Below are 25,426 nucleotides of genomic sequence, written 5' to 3'. Positions count from 1 at the left end.
CGAGAGTATCGTCGGAACGCGTCTCGTCGGACTCGCGGGACGCCGCTCAGACGGAGAGACGCGGCTCGTCCGCGGACAGCAGATCGATCGTCGCTCGAACGGTCTCCGCGTCACCCGGATACGTGCCGTAGACGAACGCGTCCGCGTGGGGCTCGAGTCGCCGCGTCAGGCCGGCGAGTCGCTCGGCGTCGACGCCGGCCGCCGACAGCTGAATCGTCAGCGTCGCCTCGAGGTCGCCGAGTTCGCGCGCGAATCCGCGGGCCAGCGATTCGACCCAGTAGGTCGTCCCGTAGCCGACGCCACAGAGAGGGACGACGAAGCCGTCGACGTGGGACTCGAGGGCGGCGGGATCGAGGCCGGCCCGCTCGCGCAGGTTGCCGGGGTAGGGGTCGGGATACAGCGTCGCCAGGAGGTCGCTCGCGACGCGCTCCGCCGCGTCGGCGACGAACGCGGTAATGACGGCCGTCCGCCACGCATCGCGGTCGTCGTACTCGCTCGCCTCGAAGCGTCGATCGCAGCGCTTGCAGCGACAAAACGTCTCGCCGGGGAAGCCGAGCGTCGTCAGTCGGACGTCGCCCGCGGCGCCGACGCGTTCGATCCGCTCGAGGAGAGCGGCGCGATAATCGGAGTCAGTCGGACAGACCGTTCCCCAATCGTGGCCCTCGGCGTCGGGGGTCGCCCGCGTCCCGTCGGCACCGAGGGCGGCTCGAGCGGGGTCCTCGCGGACCGTCGCCGTGTCGCCCCAGCAGGCCACGGAGTTGATCGCGTCCTCGAGGGGATCCTGGCGGGTTCCGTCGACGTACTCGGCGAAGAAGTGCGTGAACTCGCCCGGACCGGTGCGCGCGAGTTCGAGGTCGTCGGTGAGGATGCCGTACATTGCTGTACGATCCGTTGGAGTCACTGATAAAGGCTGGCGTCCGAGTCAACCGTCCAGACTATAGTAGCCACTGAACGTCACTGCACACCTGATCGCAGTACAGCGTTGCGATCAGTGTGTAAATCGTTTCAGTAGCTACTATAGTGCGGTGGCGCGCGCTGTCGGCCGCCTGAGGGAAGCGAGGTCGGTCGACGACCTCGCGCGAGGGATGCGGACCGGAGCGACCGGAGGGAGCGAGGACTGCAATCGGCTGGGGAGGGCGTGGAAATCCCTGTTGCCAGGTAAGCGGCGTGCGTCGCGTCTCCGTCTTCGAGATAGCAACACTCGAAGACAGACCACAGAAGACAGCGGACACTACTCGGACTCGTTACACGCGGCGATGATGACTTCCGGATCGTCGATCAGCCGATTTTCCATGTAGTTGCCCTTCCCCTTCCCGGCCCACTTGCGCTCCTGGTCGATGATCGAGAGGAACTCGAGTTCCGAGAGGATGTCCCGGACCCGGCGGAGCTTCAGGTGGTCGGACTGGTCGCGCTCACAGAGTCGCTTGTAGAGGTCGTAGGCCTCGTTGGTCGTTACCGGCGCGTCCTCGCCCGTCTTCTGCTGGGTCAACAGCGCCATCGCCTCGAGGACCAGTTTCGCGTGGCTCGGACTCTTCGAGATCAGTTCGGCCAGCCGGCTGGTCTCCTCGCGCTCGTGGGCCTGGTCGACGCAGTCCTCGGTGACGGTCTCGAGGTCGTTTTCCTCCGCGATCTCGCCCGCAAAGCGGAGGATGTCGATCGCCTTGCGCGCGTCGCCGTGCTCGCGGGCCGCGAGCGCCGCGACGCGGGGGACGACGCCGTCCTCGAGGACGCCCTCGTGGAAGGCGTCGGAACGGGAGCGCAGAATCTGGCGGATCTGAGTCGCGTCGTAGGGCGAGAAGACGTACTCGCGTTCGCAGAGACTCGACTTGATGCGCTCGTCGAGCGAATCCTTGTACCGCACCTTGTTCGAGATGCCGATGACGCCGACCGTACTCGAGGTGAGTTTCCCGGACTCGACGGCTCGCGACAGTTGCATCAGGATGTCGTCGTCCTCGATCTTGTCGACCTCGTCCAAGATGATCAGGGCGACGTCGTAGCGGGTGTCGATGATCCGCCAGAGGCGACGGTAGTACTCGGCGGTGCTCAGCCCCGAGTGCGGGATCGAGATATCCGTCTCGAGGGAGTCGTTGAGCTGGTGGCCCGTCGACTGGACGGCCTGGGTCTCCGTCGACTCCTGCAGACAGTCGACGTAGGCGACGCCGATCGAGACGTCGTTGCCTTCCGCGCGATCGATCGCCTGGTTCGTGATGAACTTCGAGCACAGCGACTTCCCGGTCCCGGTCTTCCCGTAGACGAGCACGTTGTTCGGCGTGTTGCCACGCGTCGCGGGCTTGATCGCGTTCGCGAGGTTCGTCAGTTCGTCCTCGCGACCGATGATCCGATCGCCGTCGGGGAGGTGAGAAACCTGCAGGAGTTCCTTGTTCCGGAAGATTTCGTTTTCGCTGCCGAAGTAGTCCGTCGAGTCCGACATTCGGGTACTGCGGACCTCGTACGGATCCGACTTAAACGTTCGGAACCAGAGTGCCGCTGTATATATGAAAATTCGGCTTCTGAGGACGCATACCGTGTGTAGCACACCCCTTGTTGCCGCTGTATAGGGTGGTAGACACCCCTCGGTTCCGCTGTATAGTCGTCGTGTCTCGAGCGAGTGGCGACCGCCGACGGGCTACGGCCCTCGAATGGGACGCGGTTCTCGAGTGGGTTACAGTCCTCAAGCGGTCGGCGGCGGACCCCGGAGTGCCGCTGTATGAGCGGGGCCTCACCCCTCGGTTCCGCTGTATGCGTTCGGGGCCAGCTGTTGGGACTGCCATCGAGTACGGCGTTTCGTATCGATGCTACCGACGTCACCTCCCGGGGGGGACCCCGGAGTGCCGCTGTATGGTCGTTGGCCGCGCAGGCGTACCGACCGATCGTCGGAGCCAACGGCGGATGGTTTCAGCGGTGCGCCGAAAGGTAGACGCCACGTCTGGCGGACGAGTACTGTCCGCCGCGGCGGGCAACTGATCAACGCGAGTGGTGATCGACGCGAGTGGAGACCGACGAGAGTGGACAGTGGTCGGTCGTCGGCGACAGTCAGCAGTCGGTCACCGATAGCAGGCAGCGGTCGACGCGGCGAGTAGCCGAGTACCGTAGTTCCGCTGTATCAGATAAAAAGACTTTCTATCGGTTCCGAACCGACGGCTTCGCACCCCTCGGTGCCGCTGTATACGGACACACACACCCCGCGGTGCCGCTGTAAGGGGATGGGGGGAGGTATGGAGTTGAAGCGGGGGTTGATGGGTCGGAAGTGGAGGAGAGGGTTGATGGGTCAGAAGTTGAAGCGAGGATTGATCGGGCAACAGCGCAGATTCCCATCACTACGAGACGCAGTATCCGATCGTCCGTACAATGCGAAGTCTGGGCACTCTCTCAAACGAATTCGTCCGACCGGTTTCGTCTACTCGAGGCTCGAGATCGCCGCTCTCACCACAAATCTCCCTGCTCGCACCTTCGATAAGTACGGAGGATGGAGGAAAGTTCGCAAAGAATGGAGAAGAGCTCGTGGAGAATGAGGACAAGATGAGTTTTACTTCCATAGCGAACCTCGAGAGCACCTCTTCAGAAACCTTCAGAAAGAGGGTTACTGTCGGAAGAGCAGACTCCCTGGAGGAGGGAAACTGCCGGGAGATGTGTTCCCCGAGACGCGCGTTTGGCCTCGAGTCCGAGGCGTGTGTTCGACTCGAGCGGACGATCCTCGTCCAATACCAATTGGACGAAAACTCGTCCAATATACTTACTGGACTATAAAACAGAACTAGTATTTAATGCTCCCGGTGTTAGAACAATCAACAATCTAGAACCACTGAGCAGTTGTTGTTCTCTCTGCGGAGGTTCTCCCATCTCACCAAACAACGCCGCTCTCCCGATTCTATACAGCGGCACCGAGGGGTGTGTCTCCGCGAGACCAGCCTCCTTCGGTGGCCGCAGAAACGCCAGTCGTCTTCGGCGTCCTCAACACGTCTCGCTCGCTCGAGGACTCGACGCAACGCAGATCACTCGGACTGTGGAGCGTTCAAAATACTAGATCAGTTACCAGTCAGGTCAGTCGAACGCTCAGTCGCAGCGTCGGCTACTCCTGGCTACCAGTCCTGGCTGCTACTCCTGGCTGCAGATCTCGACGAAGTTCCGCAGAATCTGCAGTCCCGTCTCGCCGCTCTTCTCGGGGTGGAACTGCGTCCCGAAGACGTTCCCCGCCTCGTTGGCGACGATCGAGGGGAACTCGCGTTCGTAGTCGGTCGTCGCGACCGTCGCGTCCGCATCGTCGGGGACCGCGTAGTAGGAGTGAACGAAGTAGGCGTATCGGCCGTCGACGCCCTCCACGAGGGGGTGGTCACGGCGTACGTCGAGTTCGTTCCAGCCCATGTGGGGGACCTTCTGCCCGTCCGCGAACCGGACGTTGGTTCCCGGCACCAGGTCGAGTCCCTGCACGGCCGACTCGCCGTCGTTGTCGCCCTCTTCGCTGGTCGTCAGCAGCATCTGCATTCCGAGACAGATGCCGAACAGGGGTGTCCCGGAGTCGGCGATCTCGAGGAGGTCCTCGCGAAGCGGATCCGCGTTCTCGACGCCCTCGCGGAACGCGCCAACGCCGGGGAGGACGACGCCATCCGCGTCGGCGAAGGCCTCGGGATCGTCGGTGATCTCGACGTCTGCGCCCGCACGCTCTAAGCCGCGGGTGACGCTGCGGAGGTTCCCCAGTCCGTAGTCGACGACGACGACGGACGCGAGGGCCTGCTCGCTGGAATCGGAAGCCGAAACGGTGCTCATACCGGTAGTCGGTGCGGCGGGCAGAAGTGTATTACCATTCGCGCAATCGCCCTCCTCGAGCGGATCGCGACGGACGCCGCACGTTCTCGTCCTCACCAGGCTCTCGCTCTCGGCGTACACTCTCTCCCGACGTCGACGTTCGTTCCCACCCGGCGTCGACGGACACACTCTCTCTCGACGGACGCGCCCGCCCTCGAGTCGGCCACCTCGAGCACTGAACGAGAGCGTTCGCCGAACCGAGCGCTGAACGAGAGTGCTCACCAGAACGCGAGCACTGGGCGAGAAGGTTCCCCAGAACGTCAGAATCCGTCGAGTCGCGTCTGTCCGCTCTCGCCGTCGCCGGCACCGGCTAGCTCCGCCGCCTCTGCCAGCGCGTCTGCGAACGTCTCCTCCTGGCTGCGATCGTAGAGCGTCGCCGCGGGGTGGACACACAGCAAGACCCGCCGTGGCGTCCCGGCGATCCGCACTTCCTCGAGCGACCCGGCTTCCTTCGTCACCGCGACGGAGCGATCGAGCAGGTGCTCGCTGGGCACCTTTCCCAGCGTGACGATCACGTCGGGGTCCAGACGCTCGATTTCGGTCTCGAGGTAGCCTCGGCAGTTCTCGAGTTCCTCGCCGGTCGGATCGCGGTTCTCGGGCGGTCGACAGCGCACGCAGTTGGTGATGCGGACGTCCGAGCGAGCGAGTCCGACGTCGCGGAGCCCGTCGTCCAGTACGGTGCCGCTGCGGCCGACGAACGGCTCGCCCTGCTCGTCCTCGTTGGCGCCGGGTCCCTCGCCGACGAACAACAGGTCGGCGTCCTCGGGTCCGGTCCCGTTGACGATCTGACTCCGTGAGTCCACGAGTTTCGGACAGCGCGTACACGCCGTCACGCAGAGTCCGTCCATCGTTTCTGACGCCGATTCGGATTCCGATCCCGTCCTCGAGTCCGATTCCTGCTCCGACTCGTCCATACGCTGTGGAACTGTTGGTTGCTTCCTACCTCTTTCGGGTCTCCGTCGGCGTTCGTCTCCGGTCCACCGGCGGACGGAGAGCACAGTTCAGGCGGAGACGGTACGGCTGCGGTCGAAGGACAAGCGCTGCACCCGCGAGCCGTGCGTACGGGACGATGCTCCCGTGAGCAGAGAGCGGTTCGCCGCATGCGAACCCGACGCGGAACCGTTCGCTCGAGTAAACCCGGCCGTATCGACCGGGACGACAACTTACTCGGCCGTGCCGACAGTTGCCTCGAGTAGAGTCGAAGAGATGGGGGGCAGGACTGGCGATGCGGGGTATCGTCGAGAGTATGGCCTCGTCGTCGTCGGCGCGTTGAGTTACACCTGCCTGTTGTTCGTCTGGTTCTCCTTGCCGGCGTACCTGCCGGTGATCATCGACGACGTCGGGCTCTCGAGTACGGAGGCGGGGATCCTCGCGGGTGCGGTGCCGCTGACGTACATCCCGCTAGCGCTGTTCTCGGGGATCGCGGTCGATCGAATCGGTCCGGGACGAAGCCTCGCCGCGGGCGTCCTGATCTACGGCGTGGCACAGATCGCCCGCAGTGCGGCGCCTGGATTCCCGTCGCTGCTGGCGACGACGCTCCTGCTCGGGGTCGGTGCGACCGCAATCACGTTCGGACTCCCGAAGCTGGTCGGCGTCCTGTTCCCGCCGACGAAAACGGGGCGACCGTCCGCGATCTACCTCATCGGCTCCTCGGCGGGATCGGCGCTCGTCTTCGCCGTCGGTCGGCCCGTTATCGGTCCGTGGCTCGGCGGCTGGCGCGAACTCTTCTTCTGGAGCGGCGTCGTCTCGGTCGCCTACGGCCTCGTCTGGCTCGCCGTCGCACACCGCGAGCGGATCGACGACCGGCTCGACGGCGACGACGGCTTCTCGCTCGAGTCGATCGTCGACGACCTGCGGCTGGTGCTTTCCCACCGCGAACTGCAGCTGGTGGTGGTGATCGGGACGATGTACCTCCTGCTCAATCACGGCCTGCAAGGATGGCTCCCGACGCTGCTCGAGGATCGCGGGCTCTCGGCCGGGCTGGCCGGCCAGGCGACGAGCCTGCTGATCGGGGCCTACGTCGTCGGCGTGCTCACCGTTCCCGAAGTGGCCGATCGGTACGAGGTTCGCCGACCCGTGCTGATGGGCTGTGGCGCGGTCGCGTTCCTCGGTATCGGCGGGATCATCGCCGGCGGCACCGGCGCGCTGGTCGTCGCCGGAATCGTCGTCACCGGCTTCGGCGTCGGCGGCGTCTCGCCGCTCGTCCGGGCGATTCCACCGGATCTCGAGGGGATCGGGGCGCGGCTGACCGGGACGGCGGTCGGCTTCATCTTCGCCGTCGGCGAGATCGGGGGCTTCTTCGGACCGATGTTGATCGGCGTGAGTCACGACGCGACGGGCTCGTTCGCCCCCGGACTGGCGCTGCTCGCGGTCGGCGCGCTCGTGGTCGTTCTCGCCGGGTGGGGGTTGCAACGGCTGGCCGACTGACGGATGGGGTTGCAACGGCTGGCCGACTGACGGATGGGGTTGCAACGGCTGGCCGATCAAGAGAGTCGATGCCGCCCCGCGATTCTTCGATTACCCCACGAAGCTGCGATTGCCCCGCGAAGATTTATTGACCGCTTCGTAGTCCGTCGCCCATGTCACAGCCGCCGCGAACGAACCATCTTCGACACACTCTCGAGGACGACGGCGTCGCACTGGGAATCCTCGAGAACACGTACAACCCCACGCTGGTTGAGTTCTACGGCGAACTGGGACTCGACTTCGTCTGGATCGACCTCGAGCACGCGGGGCCGAGCCCGTTCGACGGCGACCGACTCGAGGACCTGGCTCGAGCGGCGGCCGTGACGGGGACGGAACTACTCGTCCGCTTGCCGGAGCCGGATCCGGGGATGGTCCGGAAGACGCTCGACGCCGGCGTCCGATCGCTGTTCGTCTCGCGGATCGAGACCGCCGACCAGGTCCGACGGGCCGTGGAGGCGTCGCGGTTCGAGTACGACGGCGAGCCCGGAAAACGCGGCTTCGCGAGCCCGCGAGCGAGTCGGTGGGGGACGACCGACGACTACGCCGGCACCGAGGACGAGGAGATCGTCGTCGGCGTGACGATCGAGAACCCGACCGCCGTCGAGAATCTCGAGGAGATCCTCTCGGTCCCCGATCTCGGCTTCGTCTTCGCCGGCCCGCTGGATCTGGCGGTCTCGCTGGGTTATCCGGGAGAGCCGACCCACGACGAGGTCGAAGAGCGCGTCGAGGAGATTCGGGAGGCGGCGCTCGAGGCCGACGTCCCCCTGGGCGGGCTCGGATTCGGAATGGACGACGTCAACGAGAAGGCCGAGTCGGGCTACCAGATCCTGAACCTGGGGAGTACGACCGGGGCGCTGCAGGGCGTGGTACAGTTGTGGTTCGCCGAGTACGAGGGCTGAGCGGAAAGCGAGCCAAAAGCGAGCCAAAAGCGAGCCAAAGCAGTATCGCGCTCGAGACGGACTCGGAAGCGCCTCGACCCCCAACGCATCACGTCTATAGGGCTTCACGGCGTTACACTGGGATGTGTTCCACGGCGAGGAGTTCTGGCTGGTTCGCTTTCTTTTCCAGCGAGGACTGGCGCTACTCTTCTTACTGGCCTTTCTCGTCGCCGCGAACCAGTTCCGGCCGCTGGCGGGCGAAGACGGGCTGTTGCCCATCGAGTGGTACGCCGAGGGCGGTGACTTCGCCGAGCGCCCCAGCCTGTTCTATTTCTATCCGAGCGACCGCGTCATCGGCATCGCCGCGTGGACCGGCGTGGCGCTCTCCGCGCTGGCGCTGCTCGGCCTCCCCTACTGGCTGCCGGAGCCGTATCCGACGCCCGTCTCGATGGCGCTGTGGGCCTCGATCTGGCTGCTCTACCTCTCGTTCGTCAACGCCGGCCAGACCTTCTACGGCTACGGCTGGGAGTCGATGCTGCTCGAGACGGGCTTTCTCGCCATCTTCCTTGGCGCGGGCGCGGTCGAGCCGCCGGTCGTGATCCTCGTCTTGCTCCAGTGGGTGCTCTTTCGCAACATGTTCGGCGCGGGGCTGATCAAACTCCGCGGGGACGACTGCTGGCGTGATCTGTCGTGTATGGACTACCACTACGAGACCCAGCCGATCCCGAACCCGCTGAGCTGGTACGCTCACCACCGTTCGAAGCGGTTCCATCGGTTCGAGACGTTCGGCAATCACGTCGTCGAACTGCTGATTCCGTTTCTGTACTTCGCCCCGCAACCGGCGTCGTCGGTCGCCGGCGCGCTCACGATCGGCTTTATGGGCTGGCTCATGCTCACCGGGAACTTCGCGTGGCTCAACGCCTTGACGATCGTGCTCGCGATCGCGACGTTCAGCGACGGCGTCCTCGAGGCCGTCCTTCCGATTTCGGCGCTCGAGGCCGCAATGCCGCTCGCGCGACCCGAGACCGTGGCGACGCCGACGCTTCTCGAGGGCGCCGCGGTGCTGGTCGCGGTGGTCGTCCTCGCGATGAGCATCCGTCCGGTCGAGAACATGCTCTCGGAGAGCCAGACCATGAACACGGGGTACGACCCGCTCCACCTCGTGAACACCTACGGCGCGTTCGGATCGGTGACGCGAGACCGCTACGAGGTGGTGATCGAGGCGACCAGCGACGAGACGAGCGGCGAGGACGCGACGTGGCGACCCTACCGATTCCCGGGGAAGCCGACCGCGCTCGAGCGCCGACCGCCCCAGGTGGCGCCGTACCACCTGCGATTGGACTGGCAGCTGTGGTTCGCCGCGATGGCTCCCTCGCCGCGGCGCCACCCCTGGTTCTATCGGCTGCTGGCGAAGCTTCTCGAGGAAGACGAGAAGACGCGGTCGCTGCTGGCCGAGGATCCCTTCGCCGGGCGGGAGGCGTCGCCGACCCGGATTCGCGCGGTTCGGTATCGCTACCGGTACGCGACGCCCGAGGAGCGAGCCGAGACTGGGCGGTGGTGGGAACGCGAGCGCGTCGGAATCTACCTCGAGGCGTCGTCGCTCGAGGAACTGCGCCGGCGGAGTCCGGGGCTGTAGCGGCGGGCGTCGAGGTTGGGGCTGTAGCGGCGGGCGTCGAGGGTGGGGCTGTAGCGGCCGGCGTCGAGGGTGGGGCTGTAGCGGCCGGCGTCGGATACGGGATCGGAGTGAGCGTCAGTCGTCGGTATCCGATTCGGCGTCGTCGGCTTCCGACTCTCGGCGCGCCGGCGGCGTCTTCGACATCACCTGTCCCCACCTGTCGCGGTTGTCCGCGACGTGGCGATACCCCCACTCGCGGATCCGTTCGTAGTCCTCGAAGTTCCGGAGGAAGGTGACGGCGCTGCCGACTGGGCCGTCCCTGTCGTACCGCCGCAGCGCCTCCTCGATCGAGGCGCCACAGGAGTAGATGCGGTCCTCCGTGACGAAGTGCGAACACTCCTCGTAGTATCGGGGCAGACGCATCTCGAGGTCGGGATACTCCGGCAAGTCGCTGAAGCCGACGATCCGGATGTCGGTGTTTTCGTCGAAGTAATCGGCCCACCACGTACAGAAGCCGCAGTCGTCGTCGTAGACGAGGGTCGGCTCGGGCATACCGGGTGGTACGGGCTCGAGACACAAACCCCTGACCCGGATTCGCTCGCGGTGATAGTACCGTATCGGCGCCGGTGGACGACGGGACGGCGGTCGAAATGGAAGTGAGACCGCGGACGAACGGATTCTTGGGCCGGGCGATCGAACGAACGCCTATGGAGCGGTTCGTGGGAGCGATCGTCACGGGCGGAATCGTCCTCGTCGGCGCGCTCTGGCTCCTCGAGTTCGCCGCCCGAGGGTCGACGGTCTGGGTGCTCGGCGCCGGTCTGGCCCTCCTGGGCCTCGGCGCCGTTCTCGCCGGAATCGGCAGCGAACTCGAAACCGAGGCGCTCGTCGGCCGCGAGTGACGAACCTTCGACCTACTCGTCGCCGAACACGGCGTCGATCGACGCGGCCAGCGCGTCGACTGCCTCGTCGATCTCCTCGCGAGTGACACACAGCGGCGGCGCAACGATGAGCTGCACGTCGGGCCGGCCGCCGCCGACGAGCACGCCCCGCTTCTGGGCCTCGCTGCGGACCGCGGCGACGGGGTTGTCCGCGTCCGGATCGACCCACGGGTGGACGAACGGCTCGCCCGTCTCGGGGTCCGCGAAGACGACGCTCCACAGCAACCCGCGCCCGCGGATCGTCTCGACGGGCTCGAACCGATCCTCGAGGTCTCGCAGCCGCGACTCGAGGTGGGGTGAGCGCTCCCGACCCCGCTCGAGGAGTCCGTCGCGGTAGACCTCGAGGGCGGCCTCGCCGGCGGCACAGGAGATCGGGTGGCCGGCGAACGTCTGACCGAGGTCGTAGCTCCCCGAGCGGATCTCCTCGCCGATCCAGTCGTCGACGACGACCCCGGCCAGCGGGGCGTACGCGCCCGTCACGCCCTTCGCGAACGTCAACAGGTCGGGCTCGACGTCTTCCGTCTGGATCCCGAACCACTCGCCGCAGCGGCCGAAACCGGAGATCACCTCGTCGGAGATCAACAGGACGTCGTACTCGTCGCAGATCTCGCGGAGTCGCTCGAAGTAGCCCGGCGGCGCCGGGTACGCGCCGCTGGTGCCGCCGATCGGCTCGGTGAGGATGGCGGCGACGGACTCCGGACCCTCGTTCCGGATAACGAACTCGACGTGGTCTGCGGCCTGGTGCGCGAGCTCGTCGGGCGTCTCCGCGTCGAACGCCGACGGCAGCGGCGGCAGGAACTTTTCGACTCCCGAGGTCGCGGCGTAGCGCTCGAGTGTCTTTCGCGTCCCGGGATCGCCAGTGAGACCGCCCGCGCCGTAGGTGCCGCCGTGGTAGGACTGCCAGCGGGTGAGGACCGTCGGCGCGTCCTGGATCGTCCGCGCGATCTGGATCGCGGTCTCGTTGGCCTCGCTCCCGGAGATGGCGAAGAAGACGTCCGAGAGCGAACCCGGCGCGATCTCCGCGAGGTCGTCCGCGAGGCGCGTGCGGGCGTCGTTGTGTTTCGACGCCGAGACGTAGGGGATGCGTTCGGCCTGTTCCGCGATGGCCGACGTGATCCGCTCGTTGCTGTGGCCGGCGTTACAGCAGTACAGCTGCGAGAGGAAATCGAGGTACGCGGTCCCGTCGTCGTCGTAGACCGTCGCGTCCTCGCCCTCGACGATCGTGAGCGGGTCGTGGTCGGCGTCGTACCAGTGCTGGATGACGCGCCCGTTGTCCGAGTTACCATTGTCCATGGTACTGGTACACGTATTCTGTGCCTTAGCGTCTCGGGTATCCACCACGGACTGTCGGTTTCGGTCGGATCAGTCGCCGTCCGTCGCCGAGTCGAGCAAGACGCCCGGATTCATCACGCCGGCCGGGTCCAGAACCCCCTTTATCGCCCGCAGCGACTCGCCGTAGTTCTCGGGAATCTGCCGGGCGTACCACGCTTTGTGGTTTCGCCCGACTGCGTGGTGGTGGGTCGGCGTCAGCGCGTGGTCCATGACGGTGTCGAGCGCGGCGCGTTTGATCCGCTGCCACTGTTCGATCCGCCGGTCGGGGTCCCGGTCGCCGGGCGCCTGAAACGTGTAGTAGACCGCCGGACCGTCCGGATAGACGTGCGAGAACCGCGTCGAGACGTGACCCATGCCGCACTCGTCCTCGAGGGCGTCCCTCACCGTCTCGAGCATCGCCTCGTGGAACGCGGGAAACCGGTCCCACGTCACCGCGGTTTCGACGGTCCCGCGGACGACACAGAGCGGGATCGCAGCGTTGCCGGCACCGCCCAGCTGGAAGGCCTGCCCCCAGCGAACCACGTCGCTGTCGGGAGAGCGGTGTTGATCGTAGCCCGATCCGTGGTGGTCCGGACCGTCGGGACAGTCGCCGCCGGCGTCCGCACAGATCTCGAGGGCGCGGTCGATCGCCGGGTCCGTCGGCCGGTCCGTCGACTCGAAGCCCAGCACGACCATCTCCCGGTCGATGTCGTCGAGCCCGTACATGCTCGTCTCCACCCGATCGTGGAGCCGACAGTTCGCCGGAGCGAGCTTCGCCTGGACGATCCGCCGGATCGCCTCGGCGGCCTCGAGGACGCTATCGAAGTACACCGCGGCTTCCGAGCGGTACGTCGGCCGGGGTTCGACGCGCATCCAGGCCCGCGTGACGACGCCGAACGTGCCCTCGGAACCGCAGACGAGGCGGTTCGCATCGGGACCGGCGCCGTGGGCCGGAACGCGCTGCGTCTCGAAGGTGCCCGCCGGACACAGCATCCGGACGCTCTCGACGAACTCGTCGATGTGGGTGTACCTGGTCGCGTAGTGGCCGCCCGAGCGCGTTGCGATCCAGCCGCCCAGCCCCGAGAGCTCGTAGGATTGCGGGTAGTGGCGAAGGTGGAGGCCGTACTCCTCGAGCTGATCGTTGATCGACGGCCCCATCGTTCCGCCCTCGATCAGCGCCGTTCGGGACTCCTCGTCGACCTCGAGCACCTCGTTCAGGTTTCGGAGATCGAGTGCGACCGTTCCCGCGTAGGCGTCCCGGCGATCGCCCGTCGGCGGGCTCGTTCCGCCCGCGACGCCCGTCCCGCCGGTGACCGGCGTGACCGCGACACGGTTCTCGGTGGCCCACTCGAGGACGTCCGCGACGTCCGACTCGGTTCGCGGCTGAGCGACGACGTCCGGCGCCGGCTCGAAGTCGCCGTGGAACGCTCGAACGTTCTCCGGCGGCGCCATTCCGTACGTTCGCCTCGCTCTGGTTGCCCGATCACTCGAACAGAACGACGCGAGCCGCGCGGGCGGTTCGATCGCCGGTTCGGGAATCGTCGCCTCCTCGAGCGGCGTCGGCTCGAGGACGGGCCGCTCCGGAAAGCCGAGGGCGTCCTCGAGGAACGCCTTGCGCTCCCGAAGGTCGGCGTCGTCGATCGAGTCGTCGGCGTGGCCCCAGCCCCAGCGGCGACGCGGCGTCGAACTCGTGCTCATCGGTACCCCTCGCTCGCCGGGACCGATCGTCCCCGTGGCTCGTGTGGTATGTGAGTGCGCATCATTGACCGATTCGCTCGAAGTGACTACATTGCTGGAAATAAGTGCTGTGGCGCTCGAGGCCACCCAGCGGGAAGAGCTGGCGGCGGGGTCGAAGCCGCGAGGTCGCGAAGTCCGCGGCGGGATTAGAGCCGTCCGCCGGAACGTTATTGGTCGCCGTCGCGAATGACGTGGCCATGAGTAGCGCGGCGCGGTCGCTCTCGGAACCGCAGGTGCTCGCCCACGCCAAACGAGAGCTGTTCCCGGAACGCGGCGGCGACGAGACGCCGTCGTACGCCGTCGCGGACACGCAGTTCGCACGGGAGGAGTGGCTCCCCGGGCGGCGAATCGCGGCCGACGTCCGCGAGCGCCTGGCCCCGTTCAACCACGTCCGGATCGGCGGCGGCTACCCCGATCTCGTCGGCGTCCGCGCCCTCGAGTCGGACCTGCTCGCCGTCGACCGACTGGGCGAGGAGCCGCCGCTGATCGCCGTCGAAGCGAAGGGGTACGCGAGCGGCGGCGTCGACACTCACCGCGGGATCGTCCAGGCGTACGACCGACTCGGCGAGGCGAACGCGGCGTATCTCGCGGCTCCCGCGGATGCGGTCTCCGAAACCGACCGCACGCTCGCGCGGGAGCTGAACGTCGGCGTCCTCGGCGTCGATTCTGGAGGGGCGGTCGAGGCCCTCGAGGTGCCACGCGTCGTCGGCAACCGCACCTCGAGCGAGGCGACGGCGCTGCGGTTTCAGGCCGGCGCGCAGGGAGTCACGGACGCCTCGTTCGGACTCAACCACCCGAAGAACTACCTCGGCTACCCGCTGGCCCACTACGCGGACGGCGACACGGCGACGTTACTGTCGGAGTACAAGGTGGTCGGCGCCGTCGACAGCGCCAGGCAGGGTGCGGCGTTTCTGGGACTGATCGAGGACGGCCCGCGCGGCGTCGAACTCACGTCGCTCGGCGAGGAAGTCGTCCGCTTTGCGCTGGCGCGACGCGGCTCCGTCGAGGCCGCACTCGAGGAGTTCGAAGACTGGTACCGATCGTCGAAACGGTTCGTCGACCGCGCGCCGCAGTGGGGCCAACTGGCCCGTCGCGTCGTCTTCGAGTATCCGGCGACGGAGCTGCTCGTGACCGAACTCCAGGCGATGTGCGACGACTGGCAGCCCGAGCCGTCGCTGGTCGATCTGGTCGTCCACCTCCACGAGACCCACCCGACGTTCGCCGTGGAGCTGTTCGTCCGCGGCGACGACGCCGTCCGAAGCCGCGTGCTGACCGACGACGGCGAACTGCGCCGCGAGACGCTCGCTGACGGGACCGTCTACCACTCGCCGACGGTCTTCCAGCTGAAGGCGATGCTGTTTCACGCCGGTATCCTGACCGAGCGCGGCGCGGAGCCGAGCCGACTCGAGCCCCTCGAGGACGTCTGGTCGCTGCGGGAGTCGGTCTGAATCGGCTCGTCGGCTCGAGCGGTCGTCGGGGGAGCCGAGTCGAACTCGAGGGGCGGCCACCCGCGTCCCGCCTCGGGAAACCGTCCGGTTACAAAACCGTTTTCTTGAGTCACGAACGAGGCAGCGTATGGGTACTACGGAGCAGTCCACCGACGCCGCGACGGCGACCGAGACGCGAGACGTCGTCGTCGTGGGCGCGGGGACCGCCGGGTGTTACGCCGCTGCGACGATCGCGACCGCGGGTTACGACGTCGTCGTCCTCGAGCGAAAGGACGAGGACGAAGCGGGCCACATCGCCTGCGGCGACGCGCTGAAAGGCGCCGGCAACTTCCCCGACGTCATCCCGAAATCGAACCTCGAGCCGGCGTTTACGAACACCGACGTCGACCACGGCCGGTTCGAGATTCCACAGGAGGATACCGTCCTCGAGATTCCGATTCCGGGCGAACTCGCCGTCATCGACCGCCACGAGTACGGCCGACTGGTCATCGAGGGCGCGCTCGAGGCGGGCGCGGAGATTCAGTACGATACCGTCGTGACCGAAGTGAACCAGGACGACGACGGCCGGGTAACCGGTGTCGAGGCGATTCGAAAGGGGGAGGCGCGGTCGTACGACGCCGAGGTCGTCGTCGACGGCGCGGGCTCGCTGTCGGTGCTGCAGGATATGGTCGACGTCTCCGGATCGACGTTCGACAGCAACGTCGACTACTCGCAGTTCGCCTCGGCCTACCGCGAGGTCGTCCACGTCGAGGAGCCGGTCGAGTGGAGCGACGCCCTGGTGATCAAGCCGACCCAGCGCTCGGCGGGCTACCTCTGGTACTTCCCGCGGACCGAGACGGAGATCAACGTCGGACTGGGCTTTCAGATGACCGAGGAGCCGATGCAACTCGTCGAGGACCTCAAACGCGACCTGCGAAACCGTGCGGAGTTCGACGGCGCGGAAGTCGCGGACAAACTCGGCGCCGCGCTCCCGACCAAACGGCCCCACGACTCGGCGGTCCACCCTGGTTTCGTCGCCGTCGGCGACGCCGCGGGCCACGTCAACCCGACCACCGGCGGCGGTATCGCGGGCGCGGCCTACGCCGGCAAGTACGCCGGCGAGCAGATCGTCGAGGCGATCGAACACGACGACGTCAGCGAGGATCGGCTCTGGCGGTACAACGAGCGCGTGATGGACCACTACGGGGCCAGGTACGCCGCCCTGGACGTCTACAACATCCTGACGATCGGCTCCGACCTCGACGATCTCATCGGGCTGATCGCGGCGATGCCCGGCGACAAGCTCTCGGAAGCGCTGTACTCCGGGAGCACGAGCGTCGGCTGGAAGCTCAAACTCGAGACGCTGCTCAAGAGCCGCGGCCACTGGGATACGCTCTGGACGCTGTACAAGACGAAACAGCGCGCCGACGAGATCCTGAGCCACTACGAGAACTATCCGACCAGCCCCGCGGGCCTCGAGAGCTGGCAGGACCGACGCGACGAACTGATGGAGGAAGTCTACGAGACGACCGGCGCCGATCCGAAGTACTGAGCGACGGGCCACCGTAGCACTCTCGAGGGCGCTCAGGTCATTCGACCGTGTTACGAGGGAACTCGAGTACGTCTCAGGGCCACTCGACGGTTTCGTCGGAGCCCGCGACGATCTGGACGGTCCCGCTGTCGACGGGGATGCCGTTCTCGTTGTAGACCTCGACGGTAATTTCGTACGCGTCGCCGTTGATGCCGCCCTGATAGTTGCCGTTGCTCGGGTAGACCACCGATCCCGCCGGCGCGTCGTCGCTCGAGAACGTCTCGTCGGCCCAGTCGTTGTCGACGTTGTCGAAGTCGACGACGACGGTCTCGAACGCCTCGAGTTGATCGACCTCGTAGTCGACGGTGAACCGGTTGTTCGTGTTCCGGATGTCGTTGGTGACGCTGAACTCGACCAGTTTCGGATCGTCGTCGCTTCCGAGATCGTCGCCCGGCGGGTCGTCGCCGTCTGCGGTCACGGACTGCTCCGTAGACAGGGTCTCGACTTCGCCCGACCGATCGTAGACGCGGAATCGGAACTCGTAGGTGTCGCCTTCGGCGCCGCCGTCGGCACCGCCACCCGGCGGGTACGAGATCGTCCCCTCCGACGCCTTCTCCTCGTACGTCACGGCATCGATGTGGCCGGCGTCGACGTTCTCGACGTCGATTTCGACGCGCTCGAAGCCGGGAAGATCGCTCACCTGATACGAGATCGTAAACGCGGCGTTGTTGTTCTGGGTCTGATCGACGATCTGCTGACTGAACGTCGGGCCTGCATCGATCGCGACTGTCCGTGACAGCGAGATTGTTACCTCGTCGTTCCAGGCCTCGAGTTGGACTTCCAGCGCGTCTTGACCGGTCGGGCTGTCGGCCGCGACCGAAACGTCGACCGTCGCGGTCGCGCCGGCGGCCAGCGAGAGTTCGGTGTCGGAGAGCTCACCCTGCTCGGGGTTCGCTAGCGATAGCGAGACGGAGAGGTGCGCTCCGGCGTTGTTCGTCACCGCGAGCAAGCGCTGGGCGTCGACGCCCGGTCGAACGGACGCCACGGGCTCGACGCCGAGCAGTGCCGCGTCGTCACCCGTCCCGAACGAGGCGAACCGACCGGCGCTCACCTGAGAGACGGCCTGCGAGCCGCTGCGGAGTCCGACGCCGCCGACGACCAGGGCCCCGCCGGCGAGAAACCAGCGCCTCGTCGTGCGCGAGCCCGATCCCGACCTCCGACGGCGATTTCGTCCCATGGTGTCCTCGAGTTACCGGTTAGACAGTACGTCACTCGCGGTGAAGTGTTTGCTGGTCGTTCCAGACCGCCGAGAACCCGTTCAGCACGGGTTTCTCCGTGGTACCGAACACCAAACGAAACGGCCGACAGTCGAACGGTTGCGTTATTCAACGCATCTCGAAAGCAGAACGAGGTCGTTCGGTCACTATCGTAGCGACTGAACGCCACTGGACGGCTGATCGCCAGACGGTGTCCCGATCAGCGTGTCCATCGTTTCAGTCGCTACGATATCCCGCGGCAGCGAAGACGTTCCACGCCGGGACGCCGGCAGTCTCACGCCGCGTTCTTGTCCTCGTACTCCGCCTCCTTTTCAGGCGCTTTCTCGGGTTCGTCGTCGTTCGGCTTCGCTTCGTTCGGTTCGCCGTCCGCTTCGTCCGGGAGGGAATCCTCCGTGAGGAGGATCTCGAACGGCTCAGCGGCGGGCGCTCCCTCCGGCTCGAGGTAGCCAACCGCGAACGCGGAGTAGACGGTTCCTCCGGCGAGGGAAACGTCGATTTCGAAGACGCTGGCCTCTCGGTCACCCGCGGGATAGATGGCGAGCGTATACTCGCCTTCCGGAACTTCGGTGTAGCCGGATTCGCCGAACGCGACGTTCTCGAACAGCGCGTCCCCGTTTTCACCGGCGACGACGTCCACCGCAGGCGCGTCGGGTGAGGCGTGGAGGACGCGAACGCGAGCGGTACCCGGATCCACCGGGCTGTTGTCGTCCTCGAGTATCAGCGCCTCGAGGGGCTGATTTTCGGCGGCCACTTCGCCGATCGCCGCGAGGGTGTAGTCCCCCTCGTCGACCTCGACGGTCTCCTCGAGTACTGCTTCGGCCGGGTCTTCGCCGGCGGGAACGACCTGAATCGTGTACGTGCCAGGCCCGAGGTCGCGGTAGTCGGAGACCGTCCGGTACGAGACGCCCTCGCGGACCAGCTCACCGTCGACGTAGATGTCGACGTCGGGCGCGTCGGGTGAGAAGTGTGCACTCCGAGTCCGGACGCCGGTATCGGTCGGCCGGTCGTTCGTTTCGTGGTCGCTCGCGGCGACCGTGGTACTCCCAACGCCGCTGACCACCACGAGGCCGCCGCCGATCTGTAGCATTCGTCGTCGGCTTACGTCATTTCGGGTCATGCGGTTGTCACGAACGTCGATATCGGTAATAGTGCTAACAGTTGCAGGTGCAGGCCGATGCGGTTCTGAGGCTCGCTTCCAACGCGTAGGGCTTTCCGAGCGCACCACGCGGTATGGAAGAATCCGGTGACGCCCACGCCCTCCCCGTCGCCGTCGAGTACGGTGGTCTCGAGTTACCGACTACGCACGCAGCCGTCGACCCCGAAACGCGCCGCGAGGTCACGCGCCACATCCGCGAGATCCGTGCCGAGGCCGGACAGGCGGGGCGCCGACTGTTCGGGCAGGAAGCGTCGATTCCCTGCCGCCCGCCCGAGGACCCCGAGACCGATCTGGCGCTCTCGAGTCGCCGCGGCACCCTGGTCTCGGTCTACTCCGGACACTACGACCGCCGTTCCCGACCTTTTTTCACGGCGTTCGGCGACTATCGACCATGGACCGCGGCCTCGAGCCGACGGAGGAGTACGACGGGTCGATCACGGTGCGCCTTCTGGACGACGAGACGGGCGTCGAGGAGCGCAGTTGTGGGTCGTTCGAAGCGGCGATCGAGGCCGTCAAGGCCCACCGAGACTCGGTGACGGTCGCGAAGATCGTCGACCGCGACGACACGATTTTGTTCACCTCCGCCGAGATGGACATCGACCGCTGGGAGCGCGTCTGGGAGCGCGAGAAACGCCGCCAGTCCGTCGCCGTCGAGGAGTACGACTGCCCCTACGACAGCGTCTCCTGTTTCGCCGACGATCGTTGCGTCCAGTGTCAGATCGACAAGGTCCGAGACGGGTATTGAGCGGTCACGCTCCACGCGAGTTGAACAGGAGCGTTCGCGCGAACGAGCGGTCCGAAGGACCCGGTAGTGAGCGCGATTCACCGGTCGAGCGGAGCGAGACCGGCNGCGAGTTGAACAGGAGCGTTCGCGCGAACGAGCGGTCCGAAGGACCCGGTAGTGAGCGCGATTCACCGGTCGAGCGGAGCGAGACCGGCTTTTTGGCATGAACGGGTTTTCGCTGAGCGGTGCGCGAAGCGCACCCGAGGCCAAAAGAGGTTCGCCTGCACTGAGCGATCACCACCTTCGAAATCAAGCCACGCTTAGTGTGACATTCGCGGTGTGTATGCAGCACGGCTACTGGAAACTATCACTTCGTGAGGGTTTCAACAAGGCCGTCGTTTTCCGTTTAGTTTTCGCAGTTCGCGCGCTGTTAGGCTTTAGAGACAGTGACGTCTTGCCGGCGATCATCGGTATATCCCCATTCTTCGACAGTGTCGCCCTCTGCTACTTGATAGAGGGCGACTGCCGAGTAGCCCGGCTTGACAAGGCCTCGGGACCGGACACCACGGTCAGCGAACCGAGTGTACGAATCGCAATCGAGCAGTCGGCTGGCAGTCGTCAGCTGGCTTCGAAACCAAACATCCTCGAGGTTCAACACGCCGTCGACGACGTCGATCGTCACAACTGCCCATTCGTCACCATCTGCCGTTGCGTACTCGTCAGGGAGTACAGACGGGTTCTGCGCTGTTTCGACGCTGTACTCGAGAGTTACAGGTGGATACAGGTCGGAGGGACCATCCGTTCCGACACCGTCCCCACCGATTGCTGTGTCCGTCGCCGAAAACATCGGTCCAGAAACGTCTGATCCTGGCGAAGGTGGGTAAGCGTGCAGCATCACACCGCGATGTCCTTCTCGGATCGATCCGCGACTTTCGATCCCGTACTCAGCTTGATCCGTGACTGGCGCGACAGTGTAATACCGCTCTTCGGTTTCAGCGAGCCCGTTGAACCAGACATCCTCCATATCGAGAGTGCCCTCGAGAACCTCGAAGTCGATCACCAACCAATCCCAGTCGTATCTCGGATCTGGAAGATCATACTCACCAGAGGAGGACTGTACGTGTGTGGTGTAATCGATGATAGTGTCATAATCAGTTCCATTGCCCCCGTTCTCATCGCCGTTTGTGGTTGCTCCGTCGCTATCGCCGGCACCATTTGTACTCGAGTCGTCACTGCCGTCTTCGGCGCCGGTGCAGCCGGCAACCGCGATCGTACCGGTTGCTGTGAGTCCTGCCAGTAATGTCCGCCTTCTCATACAGACAGCCATCTCAACAAATTGTTATCAGCATTGTGGGAGCTGTTCTAGCAGGAAACGGTTGAATCATCAGAGATAGGCCACACTACGACGCCAGTCTGAGAGATTCTTTTCTCCAGTTTTCACTCAGCACGCGGCGTCTATTCTGCCTCGATCGTGAGCTCGGCGTACTGGTTCTCGAGTTGATTCGTGATCCATTCAGGATCGCCATCGGCGTCAGCCGAGACGCGATAGTACGCGATTGCCTCGACACCCGCCTCGAGGTCGTGACTGTCGCCCGTTTCGAAGTAGTCACCGTCAACGCTGACTGCCCGCGTCGCTTCGGTACTGTCCCCGATCTCGATCTGTGTGAGCCCGTGGATGTCGGCTGCGTCTATCGTTCCGTCTTCGACAGTGATCTCGACGGGGACCCATCGGAAGTCGTCTGGTGACGGGTGATCAACAATCTCGTCGGGAACGTCATCGTGTGGCTGCAGGTCATCGATTGAATACGAGATCGTGGTTTCGTCTTGATCCAGGTCCTGATCACCGTCCGGGCCTGGACCAGTGTTGTCATCGTTACCGTTCTCGCTATCGTCTTCGGCCCCAGCGCAACCGGCGAGCGCGACCACACCGGTTGTTGTAAGTCCTACCAGCAGTGTTCGTCTTCTCACATCCACAGCTATCACAACAAATTGCCATCATTATTTCGAGAGTCGGCTCTGTTGAAATCCTCTTCTCTAGAGAATTGTTCACGTGAATCAACTGAACACTACACATGCCAACCTTTTGCTCTGCGTGCGGTCGCTTCGCGACCGCACTCGGCAAAACGTTGATGAAAAGCGCGGCGTCACCCCCTCAGCCGCGCNTGCCAACCTTTTGCTCTGCGTGCGGTCGCTTCGCGACCGCACTCGGCAAAACGTTGATGAAAAGCGCGGCGTCACCCCCTCAGCCGCGCCGTTGGCGCGGCTTCGAGGGATTCCTTGGCCCGCTCGCTCACTCCGTTCGCTCGCGGTGAGTGCACACGCCTCCGCCTCTACTGACCGTGAGTTTCACGGAGAATCCTAAATAAAGAAACCGTACTACCAACTGCTGCTAGCGTCCACGAGAGCAGCATCGTCCCGTTCCACCTGTCGGCTACGCGAATCCCACGCTCGGCTAGCCCGTTCGAGCGACCGAGGCGACCGACTCGAGACCGCAAGCCGAACACCGATTCAGACAACGGGCAGCGTGAACCGGAACGTCGTCCCGTCGCCCGGCTCCGAGTCGACCCAGATTTCGCCACTATGCCGTTCGACGATGCGCCGACAGAGCGCCAGCCCGATGCCGGTCCCGTCGTACTCCTCGCGGGTGTGTAACCGCTGGAAGACCTCGAAGACGCGCTCGGCGTCGCCCGGATCGATGCCGATGCCGTCGTCGGCGACCGAGATAACCCACTCGTCGCCGACTCGCTCCGCGTCGACTTCGAGTCGCGGCGGCTCGTCCCCGCTGTAGGTGATCGCGTTCTCGAGTAGGTTCTGGAAGAGCTGACGCAACTGGCTCGGGTCGCCCCGCACCTGCGGCAGGTCCGCGACGGTCACGTCCGCGTCGGTCTCGTCGATTCGGACCTGGAGGTCCTCGCGGACGTCCGCGACGACGTCGTCGAGGGCGACCGATTCGAACGAATCACCCCGCGTGTCGACCCGCGAGTACTCGAGCAGGCCGTCGATCATCTCGCGCATGCGCTCGGCGCCGTCGAGTGCGAACGCGAGGAACTCCTCGCCGTCCTCATCGAACGCGTCGCCGTACCGTGACTCGAGCAACTGCAGGTAGCTCGTGACCATCCGCAGCGGTTCCTGCAGGTCGTGGCTGGCGGCGTAGGCGAACTGCTCCAAACGCTCGTTGGACGCTTTGAGATCCTCCTCGAGTCGCTTTCGGTCGGTGATATCGGAGACGATCCCCTCGAGCGCGACGAGGTCGCCGTCCTCGAAGTCGCCGCGGCCGTACGACCTGACCCATCGGCGGTCGCCGTCGGCGGTTTCGATTCGGTAGGTGACGGAGAACGTCTCCCCGTCGTTACCCATCTCCTGTATCTCCTCCCAGACCGCTTCGCGGTCCGCGTCGACCATGATCTCGTCGCCGTACGAAACCCGCCCGGATTCGACCGCCTCGGGTTCGTAGCCGGTGAGTTCGCGACAGGCGTCGGAGACGTACTCCATCGGCCACCCCTCTTCGGTCCGACAGCGGTAGACCATTCCGGGGACGTTGTCCATCAGCGTCGAGAGCTGTCGTCGGTGCTCTTCTAGCGCTCGCTCGTACGTCCGGCGCTCGGTGACGTCGGTGAGCGTCACGACGGCGCGGCTGACGTTCCCGTCGGCGTCGCGGACCGGCTTCCCGTGTTCCATGATGATCCGCCGTTCGCCGTCGAACGCGTCGATCTCGTAGATATTCGGCTCCGTCACCGACTCGCCCTGGAGCACCCGATACATCGTCCAGTCGGTGGGCTCGACCGGCTCGCCGGACTCCGCCCAGGTCGCCGAGAACTGCTCGTAGTCCTCGACGGACTCGAGGTCGAAGGCGTCGCCGCCCCAGATTTCCGTCGCCGTCTCGTTCGCGCGACGCAGCGAGCCGTTCGCGTTCGCCACGACGACGCCGACCGGGAGCACCTGAAACAGCGTCTCGAGCTCGCGAGACTGGCGCTCGAGTTCGAGTTCGGCCCGCTTTCGCTCGGTGATGTCGGTCAACGCGCCGGGAAATCGGACCGGCTCGCCGTCCGCGTCGCACTCGACGTGGCCGCGGGCGACGACCCATCGGAGGTCGCCGTCGGCGCTCCGGACGCGGTACTCCTGTTCGTACTCGCCACAGCGTTCGAGCGCCGACTGGATCGCGTCGGCGACGCGGTCGCGGTCGGCCTCGTGAATCGACGACAGGATCCGCTCGAGCGGGACGCCCCTGCGGGCGGCCGCCGGATCGACCCCGAACGTCCGGGCGAAGGAGGCGCCGGTGACGAACTCGTCGTCCGGAACGTGCCACTCCCAGGTGCCGACAGCGCCGGCCTCCGTCGCCGCCTCGAGCTGTGCCTTGGCGTCCTCGAGGTAACGCTCGTGGCGTTTGCGTTCGGTGACGTCGCGAACGACGCCCACCGCGCGGACCGGGTCGCCGTCGTCGTAGTGGAACTTCCCCTGCGCTTCGATCGTTCGCTGTTCGCCGTCGGCGCGGATGATGCGACACTCGAACGCCCAGCGTCCCGTCTCGAAGGCCCGCTCGAAGCGCCGCTCGACCTCGTCGCGGTCTTCCGGGTGGACGTGCTCGAGGAAGGACTCGAAGCTCCAGTCGTCGAGTGGCTCCTCGTAGCCGAAGATTTGATCGTGCTGTGGCGAACGGACGGGCGAGCCATCGGTCTGGAGGTCGAGTTCCCACGTCCCCATCTCGCCGGCCTCGAGCGCGAGTCGGCGTCGCTCTTCGCTCTCTTCGAGTTCGCGTCGGATTTCGCGTTGCTCGGCCTCGCGTTCCTTCCGCTCGGAGATATCTCGGAAGTACGCGGAGACGCCGGTCTCGGAGGGGTAAACGGTCGCTTCGACCCAGATCTCGAGCGGCTCGTAGTAGCACTCGTAGGCCTGTGGCTCCTGTGTTTCCATCGCCGTCCGAAATACCTCTCGAACGGACTCGATCTCGGCGGCTTCCGGATACGCCTCCCACAGCGACTCGCCGAGCAGTTCGTCTTCCGACGCCTGCAACAGCTCCTCGGCCCGGCCGTTGACGTACGTAAATCGAAACTCCTCGTCGAGCGCGTAGAAAGCGTCGCTCACTCGCCCCAGAATCTCTTCGGGGTCGCCCGCGGTCTCGCGTCGATCCGTGACGTCCTCGAAGACGAAGACGACGCCGTCGGCGTCGCCGCACTCGGTTCGCTGCGGTGCCGCGTTGACCGACAGCCAGACGCGTTCACCGGCGGGGCGTCGGAGTCCGATGATCCTGTCGTGGACCGGTTCCGCACGGTCGTACGCGCGATCGAACGCCGCCGCGACACTCTCGAGAGACGTCCCGTGTTCGTCGACGGGATCCCGGTAGCACTCGTCGGCCGAGCGCTCGACGAGGTCGTCACGAGAGCAGCCGAGAATCGTCGCGGCCCGTTCGTTCGCGAACGTCACCTGCCGGTCGGCGTCGGCGACGACGACACCGTCGTCTATCGCTTGCAACAGCGATCGACAGCGTCGGCCGTCTACGGCCTCGTCGCCGCCAGCCGACAATCCGGGATTGCGGCTCCCGGCTCGCTCGCTCATACAGGCGAAA

20 protein-coding genes are annotated in these 25,426 nt (G+C 65.6%); 7 read left to right on the top strand and 13 right to left on the bottom strand.

Annotation, left to right across the window (positions count from 1 at the left end; all coding sequences use genetic code 11):
• Positions 1–46 precede the first annotated feature (46 nt).
• From C493_RS14505 to C493_RS14490, 4 genes are all read right to left on the bottom strand, one after another.
• Complete coding sequence (locus tag C493_RS14505) at positions 47–877, bottom strand: hypothetical protein (protein WP_007260211.1); 831 nt, start codon at positions 875–877, stop codon at positions 47–49.
• A 354-nt stretch (positions 878–1,231) separates the two neighbouring features.
• Positions 1,232–2,431 (bottom strand): Cdc6/Cdc18 family protein, encoded by a 1,200-nt coding sequence (locus C493_RS14500; RefSeq protein ID WP_007260210.1) that lies wholly within the window; start codon positions 2,429–2,431, stop codon positions 1,232–1,234.
• Between the two features lie 1,664 nt (positions 2,432–4,095).
• On the bottom strand, positions 4,096–4,764 hold the full coding sequence (hisH, locus tag C493_RS14495; protein ID WP_007260209.1) for an imidazole glycerol phosphate synthase subunit HisH: 669 nt from the start codon (positions 4,762–4,764) through the stop codon (positions 4,096–4,098).
• Between the two features lie 299 nt (positions 4,765–5,063).
• Complete coding sequence (locus tag C493_RS14490) at positions 5,064–5,651, bottom strand: uracil-DNA glycosylase (RefSeq protein WP_049889387.1); 588 nt, start codon at positions 5,649–5,651, stop codon at positions 5,064–5,066.
• 358 nt (positions 5,652–6,009) lie between these two features.
• Between C493_RS14490 and C493_RS14485 the strand changes: the two genes are divergently transcribed.
• From C493_RS14485 to C493_RS14475, 3 genes are all read left to right on the top strand, one after another.
• A complete protein-coding gene (locus tag C493_RS14485; protein WP_007260207.1) occupies positions 6,010–7,230 on the top strand; it encodes an MFS transporter in 1,221 nt (406 codons plus the stop codon).
• 152 nt (positions 7,231–7,382) lie between these two features.
• Positions 7,383–8,168 carry an HpcH/HpaI aldolase family protein gene (locus C493_RS14480; RefSeq protein WP_007260206.1) on the top strand — a complete coding sequence of 262 codons (786 nt, stop codon included), beginning with the start codon at positions 7,383–7,385 and terminating at the stop codon, positions 8,166–8,168.
• A 124-nt stretch (positions 8,169–8,292) separates the two neighbouring features.
• Positions 8,293–9,783, top strand: a complete 1,491-nt coding sequence (locus tag C493_RS14475) for a lipase maturation factor family protein (RefSeq protein WP_007260205.1) — start codon at positions 8,293–8,295, stop codon at positions 9,781–9,783.
• Between the two features lie 114 nt (positions 9,784–9,897).
• Here the strand turns inward: C493_RS14475 and C493_RS14470 are convergent, their stop codons facing one another.
• Positions 9,898–10,314: a thiol-disulfide oxidoreductase DCC family protein gene (locus C493_RS14470; protein WP_007260204.1), complete on the bottom strand. Its 417-nt coding sequence runs from the start codon at positions 10,312–10,314 to the stop codon at positions 9,898–9,900.
• A gap of 155 nt (positions 10,315–10,469) precedes the next feature.
• Here C493_RS14470 and C493_RS14465 point away from each other — a divergent pair, with 155 nt between their 5' ends.
• Positions 10,470–10,661, top strand: a complete 192-nt coding sequence (locus tag C493_RS14465; protein WP_049889386.1) for a hypothetical protein — start codon at positions 10,470–10,472, stop codon at positions 10,659–10,661.
• A gap of 12 nt (positions 10,662–10,673) precedes the next feature.
• On the opposite strand, the gene C493_RS14460 is transcribed toward C493_RS14465, so the two are convergent.
• From C493_RS14460 to C493_RS23105, 3 genes are all read right to left on the bottom strand, one after another.
• The gene (locus tag C493_RS14460) at positions 10,674–11,993 is read right to left on the bottom strand and encodes an aminotransferase family protein (protein ID WP_007260202.1); all 1,320 of its coding nucleotides are present in this window, start codon (positions 11,991–11,993) and stop codon (positions 10,674–10,676) included.
• Between the two features lie 69 nt (positions 11,994–12,062).
• Positions 12,063–13,709 carry an FAD-binding oxidoreductase gene (locus C493_RS14455; RefSeq protein WP_007260201.1) on the bottom strand — a complete coding sequence of 549 codons (1,647 nt, stop codon included), beginning with the start codon at positions 13,707–13,709 and terminating at the stop codon, positions 12,063–12,065.
• Positions 13,710–13,770: 61 nt separating this feature from the next.
• Positions 13,771–13,947, bottom strand: a complete 177-nt coding sequence (locus tag C493_RS23105; protein ID WP_161606905.1) for a hypothetical protein — start codon at positions 13,945–13,947, stop codon at positions 13,771–13,773.
• Between C493_RS23105 and C493_RS14450 the strand changes: the two genes are divergently transcribed.
• Positions 13,946–15,196: a hypothetical protein gene (locus C493_RS14450; RefSeq protein ID WP_007260200.1), complete on the top strand. Its 1,251-nt coding sequence runs from the start codon at positions 13,946–13,948 to the stop codon at positions 15,194–15,196. The two genes, C493_RS23105 and C493_RS14450, sit on opposite strands and share 2 nt — an antisense overlap.
• Before the next feature lie 127 nt (positions 15,197–15,323).
• Positions 15,324–16,727 (top strand): geranylgeranyl reductase family protein, encoded by a 1,404-nt coding sequence (locus C493_RS14445; RefSeq protein ID WP_007260199.1) that lies wholly within the window; start codon positions 15,324–15,326, stop codon positions 16,725–16,727.
• 73 nt (positions 16,728–16,800) lie between these two features.
• Here C493_RS14445 and C493_RS14440 read toward each other — a convergent pair whose 3' ends face one another.
• On the bottom strand, positions 16,801–17,943 hold the full coding sequence (locus tag C493_RS14440; RefSeq protein ID WP_007260198.1) for a hypothetical protein: 1,143 nt from the start codon (positions 17,941–17,943) through the stop codon (positions 16,801–16,803).
• A 314-nt stretch (positions 17,944–18,257) separates the two neighbouring features.
• Positions 18,258–19,100 (bottom strand): DUF4397 domain-containing protein, encoded by an 843-nt coding sequence (locus C493_RS14435; protein WP_049889381.1) that lies wholly within the window; start codon positions 19,098–19,100, stop codon positions 18,258–18,260.
• Positions 19,101–19,530: 430 nt separating this feature from the next.
• Here C493_RS14435 and C493_RS14430 point away from each other — a divergent pair, with 430 nt between their 5' ends.
• Positions 19,531–19,884, top strand: a complete 354-nt coding sequence (locus tag C493_RS14430) for a hypothetical protein (RefSeq protein WP_007260196.1) — start codon at positions 19,531–19,533, stop codon at positions 19,882–19,884.
• A gap of 409 nt (positions 19,885–20,293) precedes the next feature.
• Here the strand turns inward: C493_RS14430 and C493_RS14425 are convergent, their stop codons facing one another.
• From C493_RS14425 to C493_RS14415, 3 genes are all read right to left on the bottom strand, one after another.
• The gene (locus tag C493_RS14425) at positions 20,294–21,178 is read right to left on the bottom strand and encodes a hypothetical protein (protein WP_152421167.1); all 885 of its coding nucleotides are present in this window, start codon (positions 21,176–21,178) and stop codon (positions 20,294–20,296) included.
• A gap of 140 nt (positions 21,179–21,318) precedes the next feature.
• The gene (locus C493_RS14420; RefSeq protein ID WP_007260194.1) at positions 21,319–21,789 is read right to left on the bottom strand and encodes a hypothetical protein; all 471 of its coding nucleotides are present in this window, start codon (positions 21,787–21,789) and stop codon (positions 21,319–21,321) included.
• 582 nt (positions 21,790–22,371) lie between these two features.
• Positions 22,372–25,416 carry a PAS domain-containing sensor histidine kinase gene (locus tag C493_RS14415; protein ID WP_007260193.1) on the bottom strand — a complete coding sequence of 1,015 codons (3,045 nt, stop codon included), beginning with the start codon at positions 25,414–25,416 and terminating at the stop codon, positions 22,372–22,374.
• Between the last annotated feature and the right edge of the window lie 10 nt (positions 25,417–25,426).

The organism is Natronolimnohabitans innermongolicus JCM 12255, assembly GCF_000337215.1.
GTDB classification, from domain to species: Archaea; Halobacteriota; Halobacteria; order Halobacteriales; family Natrialbaceae; genus Natronolimnohabitans; species Natronolimnohabitans innermongolicus.
This window is presented reverse-complemented; position numbering and strand designations above follow the sequence as displayed.

Coding starts and splice junctions, on each gene's coding strand:
- C493_RS14505 (WP_007260211.1), bottom strand. CDS start 877: ATGTACGGCATCCTCACCGACGACCTCGAACTCGCGCGCACCGGTCCG.
- C493_RS14500 (WP_007260210.1), bottom strand. CDS start 2,431: ATGTCGGACTCGACGGACTACTTCGGCAGCGAAAACGAAATCTTCCGG.
- hisH (WP_007260209.1), bottom strand. CDS start 4,764: ATGAGCACCGTTTCGGCTTCCGATTCCAGCGAGCAGGCCCTCGCGTCC.
- C493_RS14490 (WP_049889387.1), bottom strand. CDS start 5,651: ATGGACGGACTCTGCGTGACGGCGTGTACGCGCTGTCCGAAACTCGTG.
- C493_RS14485 (WP_007260207.1), top strand. CDS start 6,010: ATGGGGGGCAGGACTGGCGATGCGGGGTATCGTCGAGAGTATGGCCTC.
- C493_RS14480 (WP_007260206.1), top strand. CDS start 7,383: ATGTCACAGCCGCCGCGAACGAACCATCTTCGACACACTCTCGAGGAC.
- C493_RS14470 (WP_007260204.1), bottom strand. CDS start 10,314: ATGCCCGAGCCGACCCTCGTCTACGACGACGACTGCGGCTTCTGTACG.
- C493_RS14465 (WP_049889386.1), top strand. CDS start 10,470: ATGGAGCGGTTCGTGGGAGCGATCGTCACGGGCGGAATCGTCCTCGTC.
- C493_RS14460 (WP_007260202.1), bottom strand. CDS start 11,993: ATGGACAATGGTAACTCGGACAACGGGCGCGTCATCCAGCACTGGTAC.
- C493_RS14455 (WP_007260201.1), bottom strand. CDS start 13,709: ATGAGCACGAGTTCGACGCCGCGTCGCCGCTGGGGCTGGGGCCACGCC.
- C493_RS14450 (WP_007260200.1), top strand. CDS start 13,946: ATGAGTAGCGCGGCGCGGTCGCTCTCGGAACCGCAGGTGCTCGCCCAC.
- C493_RS23105 (WP_161606905.1), bottom strand. CDS start 13,947: ATGGCCACGTCATTCGCGACGGCGACCAATAACGTTCCGGCGGACGGC.
- C493_RS14445 (WP_007260199.1), top strand. CDS start 15,324: ATGGGTACTACGGAGCAGTCCACCGACGCCGCGACGGCGACCGAGACG.
- C493_RS14440 (WP_007260198.1), bottom strand. CDS start 17,943: ATGGGACGAAATCGCCGTCGGAGGTCGGGATCGGGCTCGCGCACGACG.
- C493_RS14435 (WP_049889381.1), bottom strand. CDS start 19,100: ATGACCCGAAATGACGTAAGCCGACGACGAATGCTACAGATCGGCGGC.
- C493_RS14430 (WP_007260196.1), top strand. CDS start 19,531: ATGGACCGCGGCCTCGAGCCGACGGAGGAGTACGACGGGTCGATCACG.
- C493_RS14425 (WP_152421167.1), bottom strand. CDS start 21,178: ATGAGAAGGCGGACATTACTGGCAGGACTCACAGCAACCGGTACGATC.
- C493_RS14415 (WP_007260193.1), bottom strand. CDS start 25,416: ATGAGCGAGCGAGCCGGGAGCCGCAATCCCGGATTGTCGGCTGGCGGC.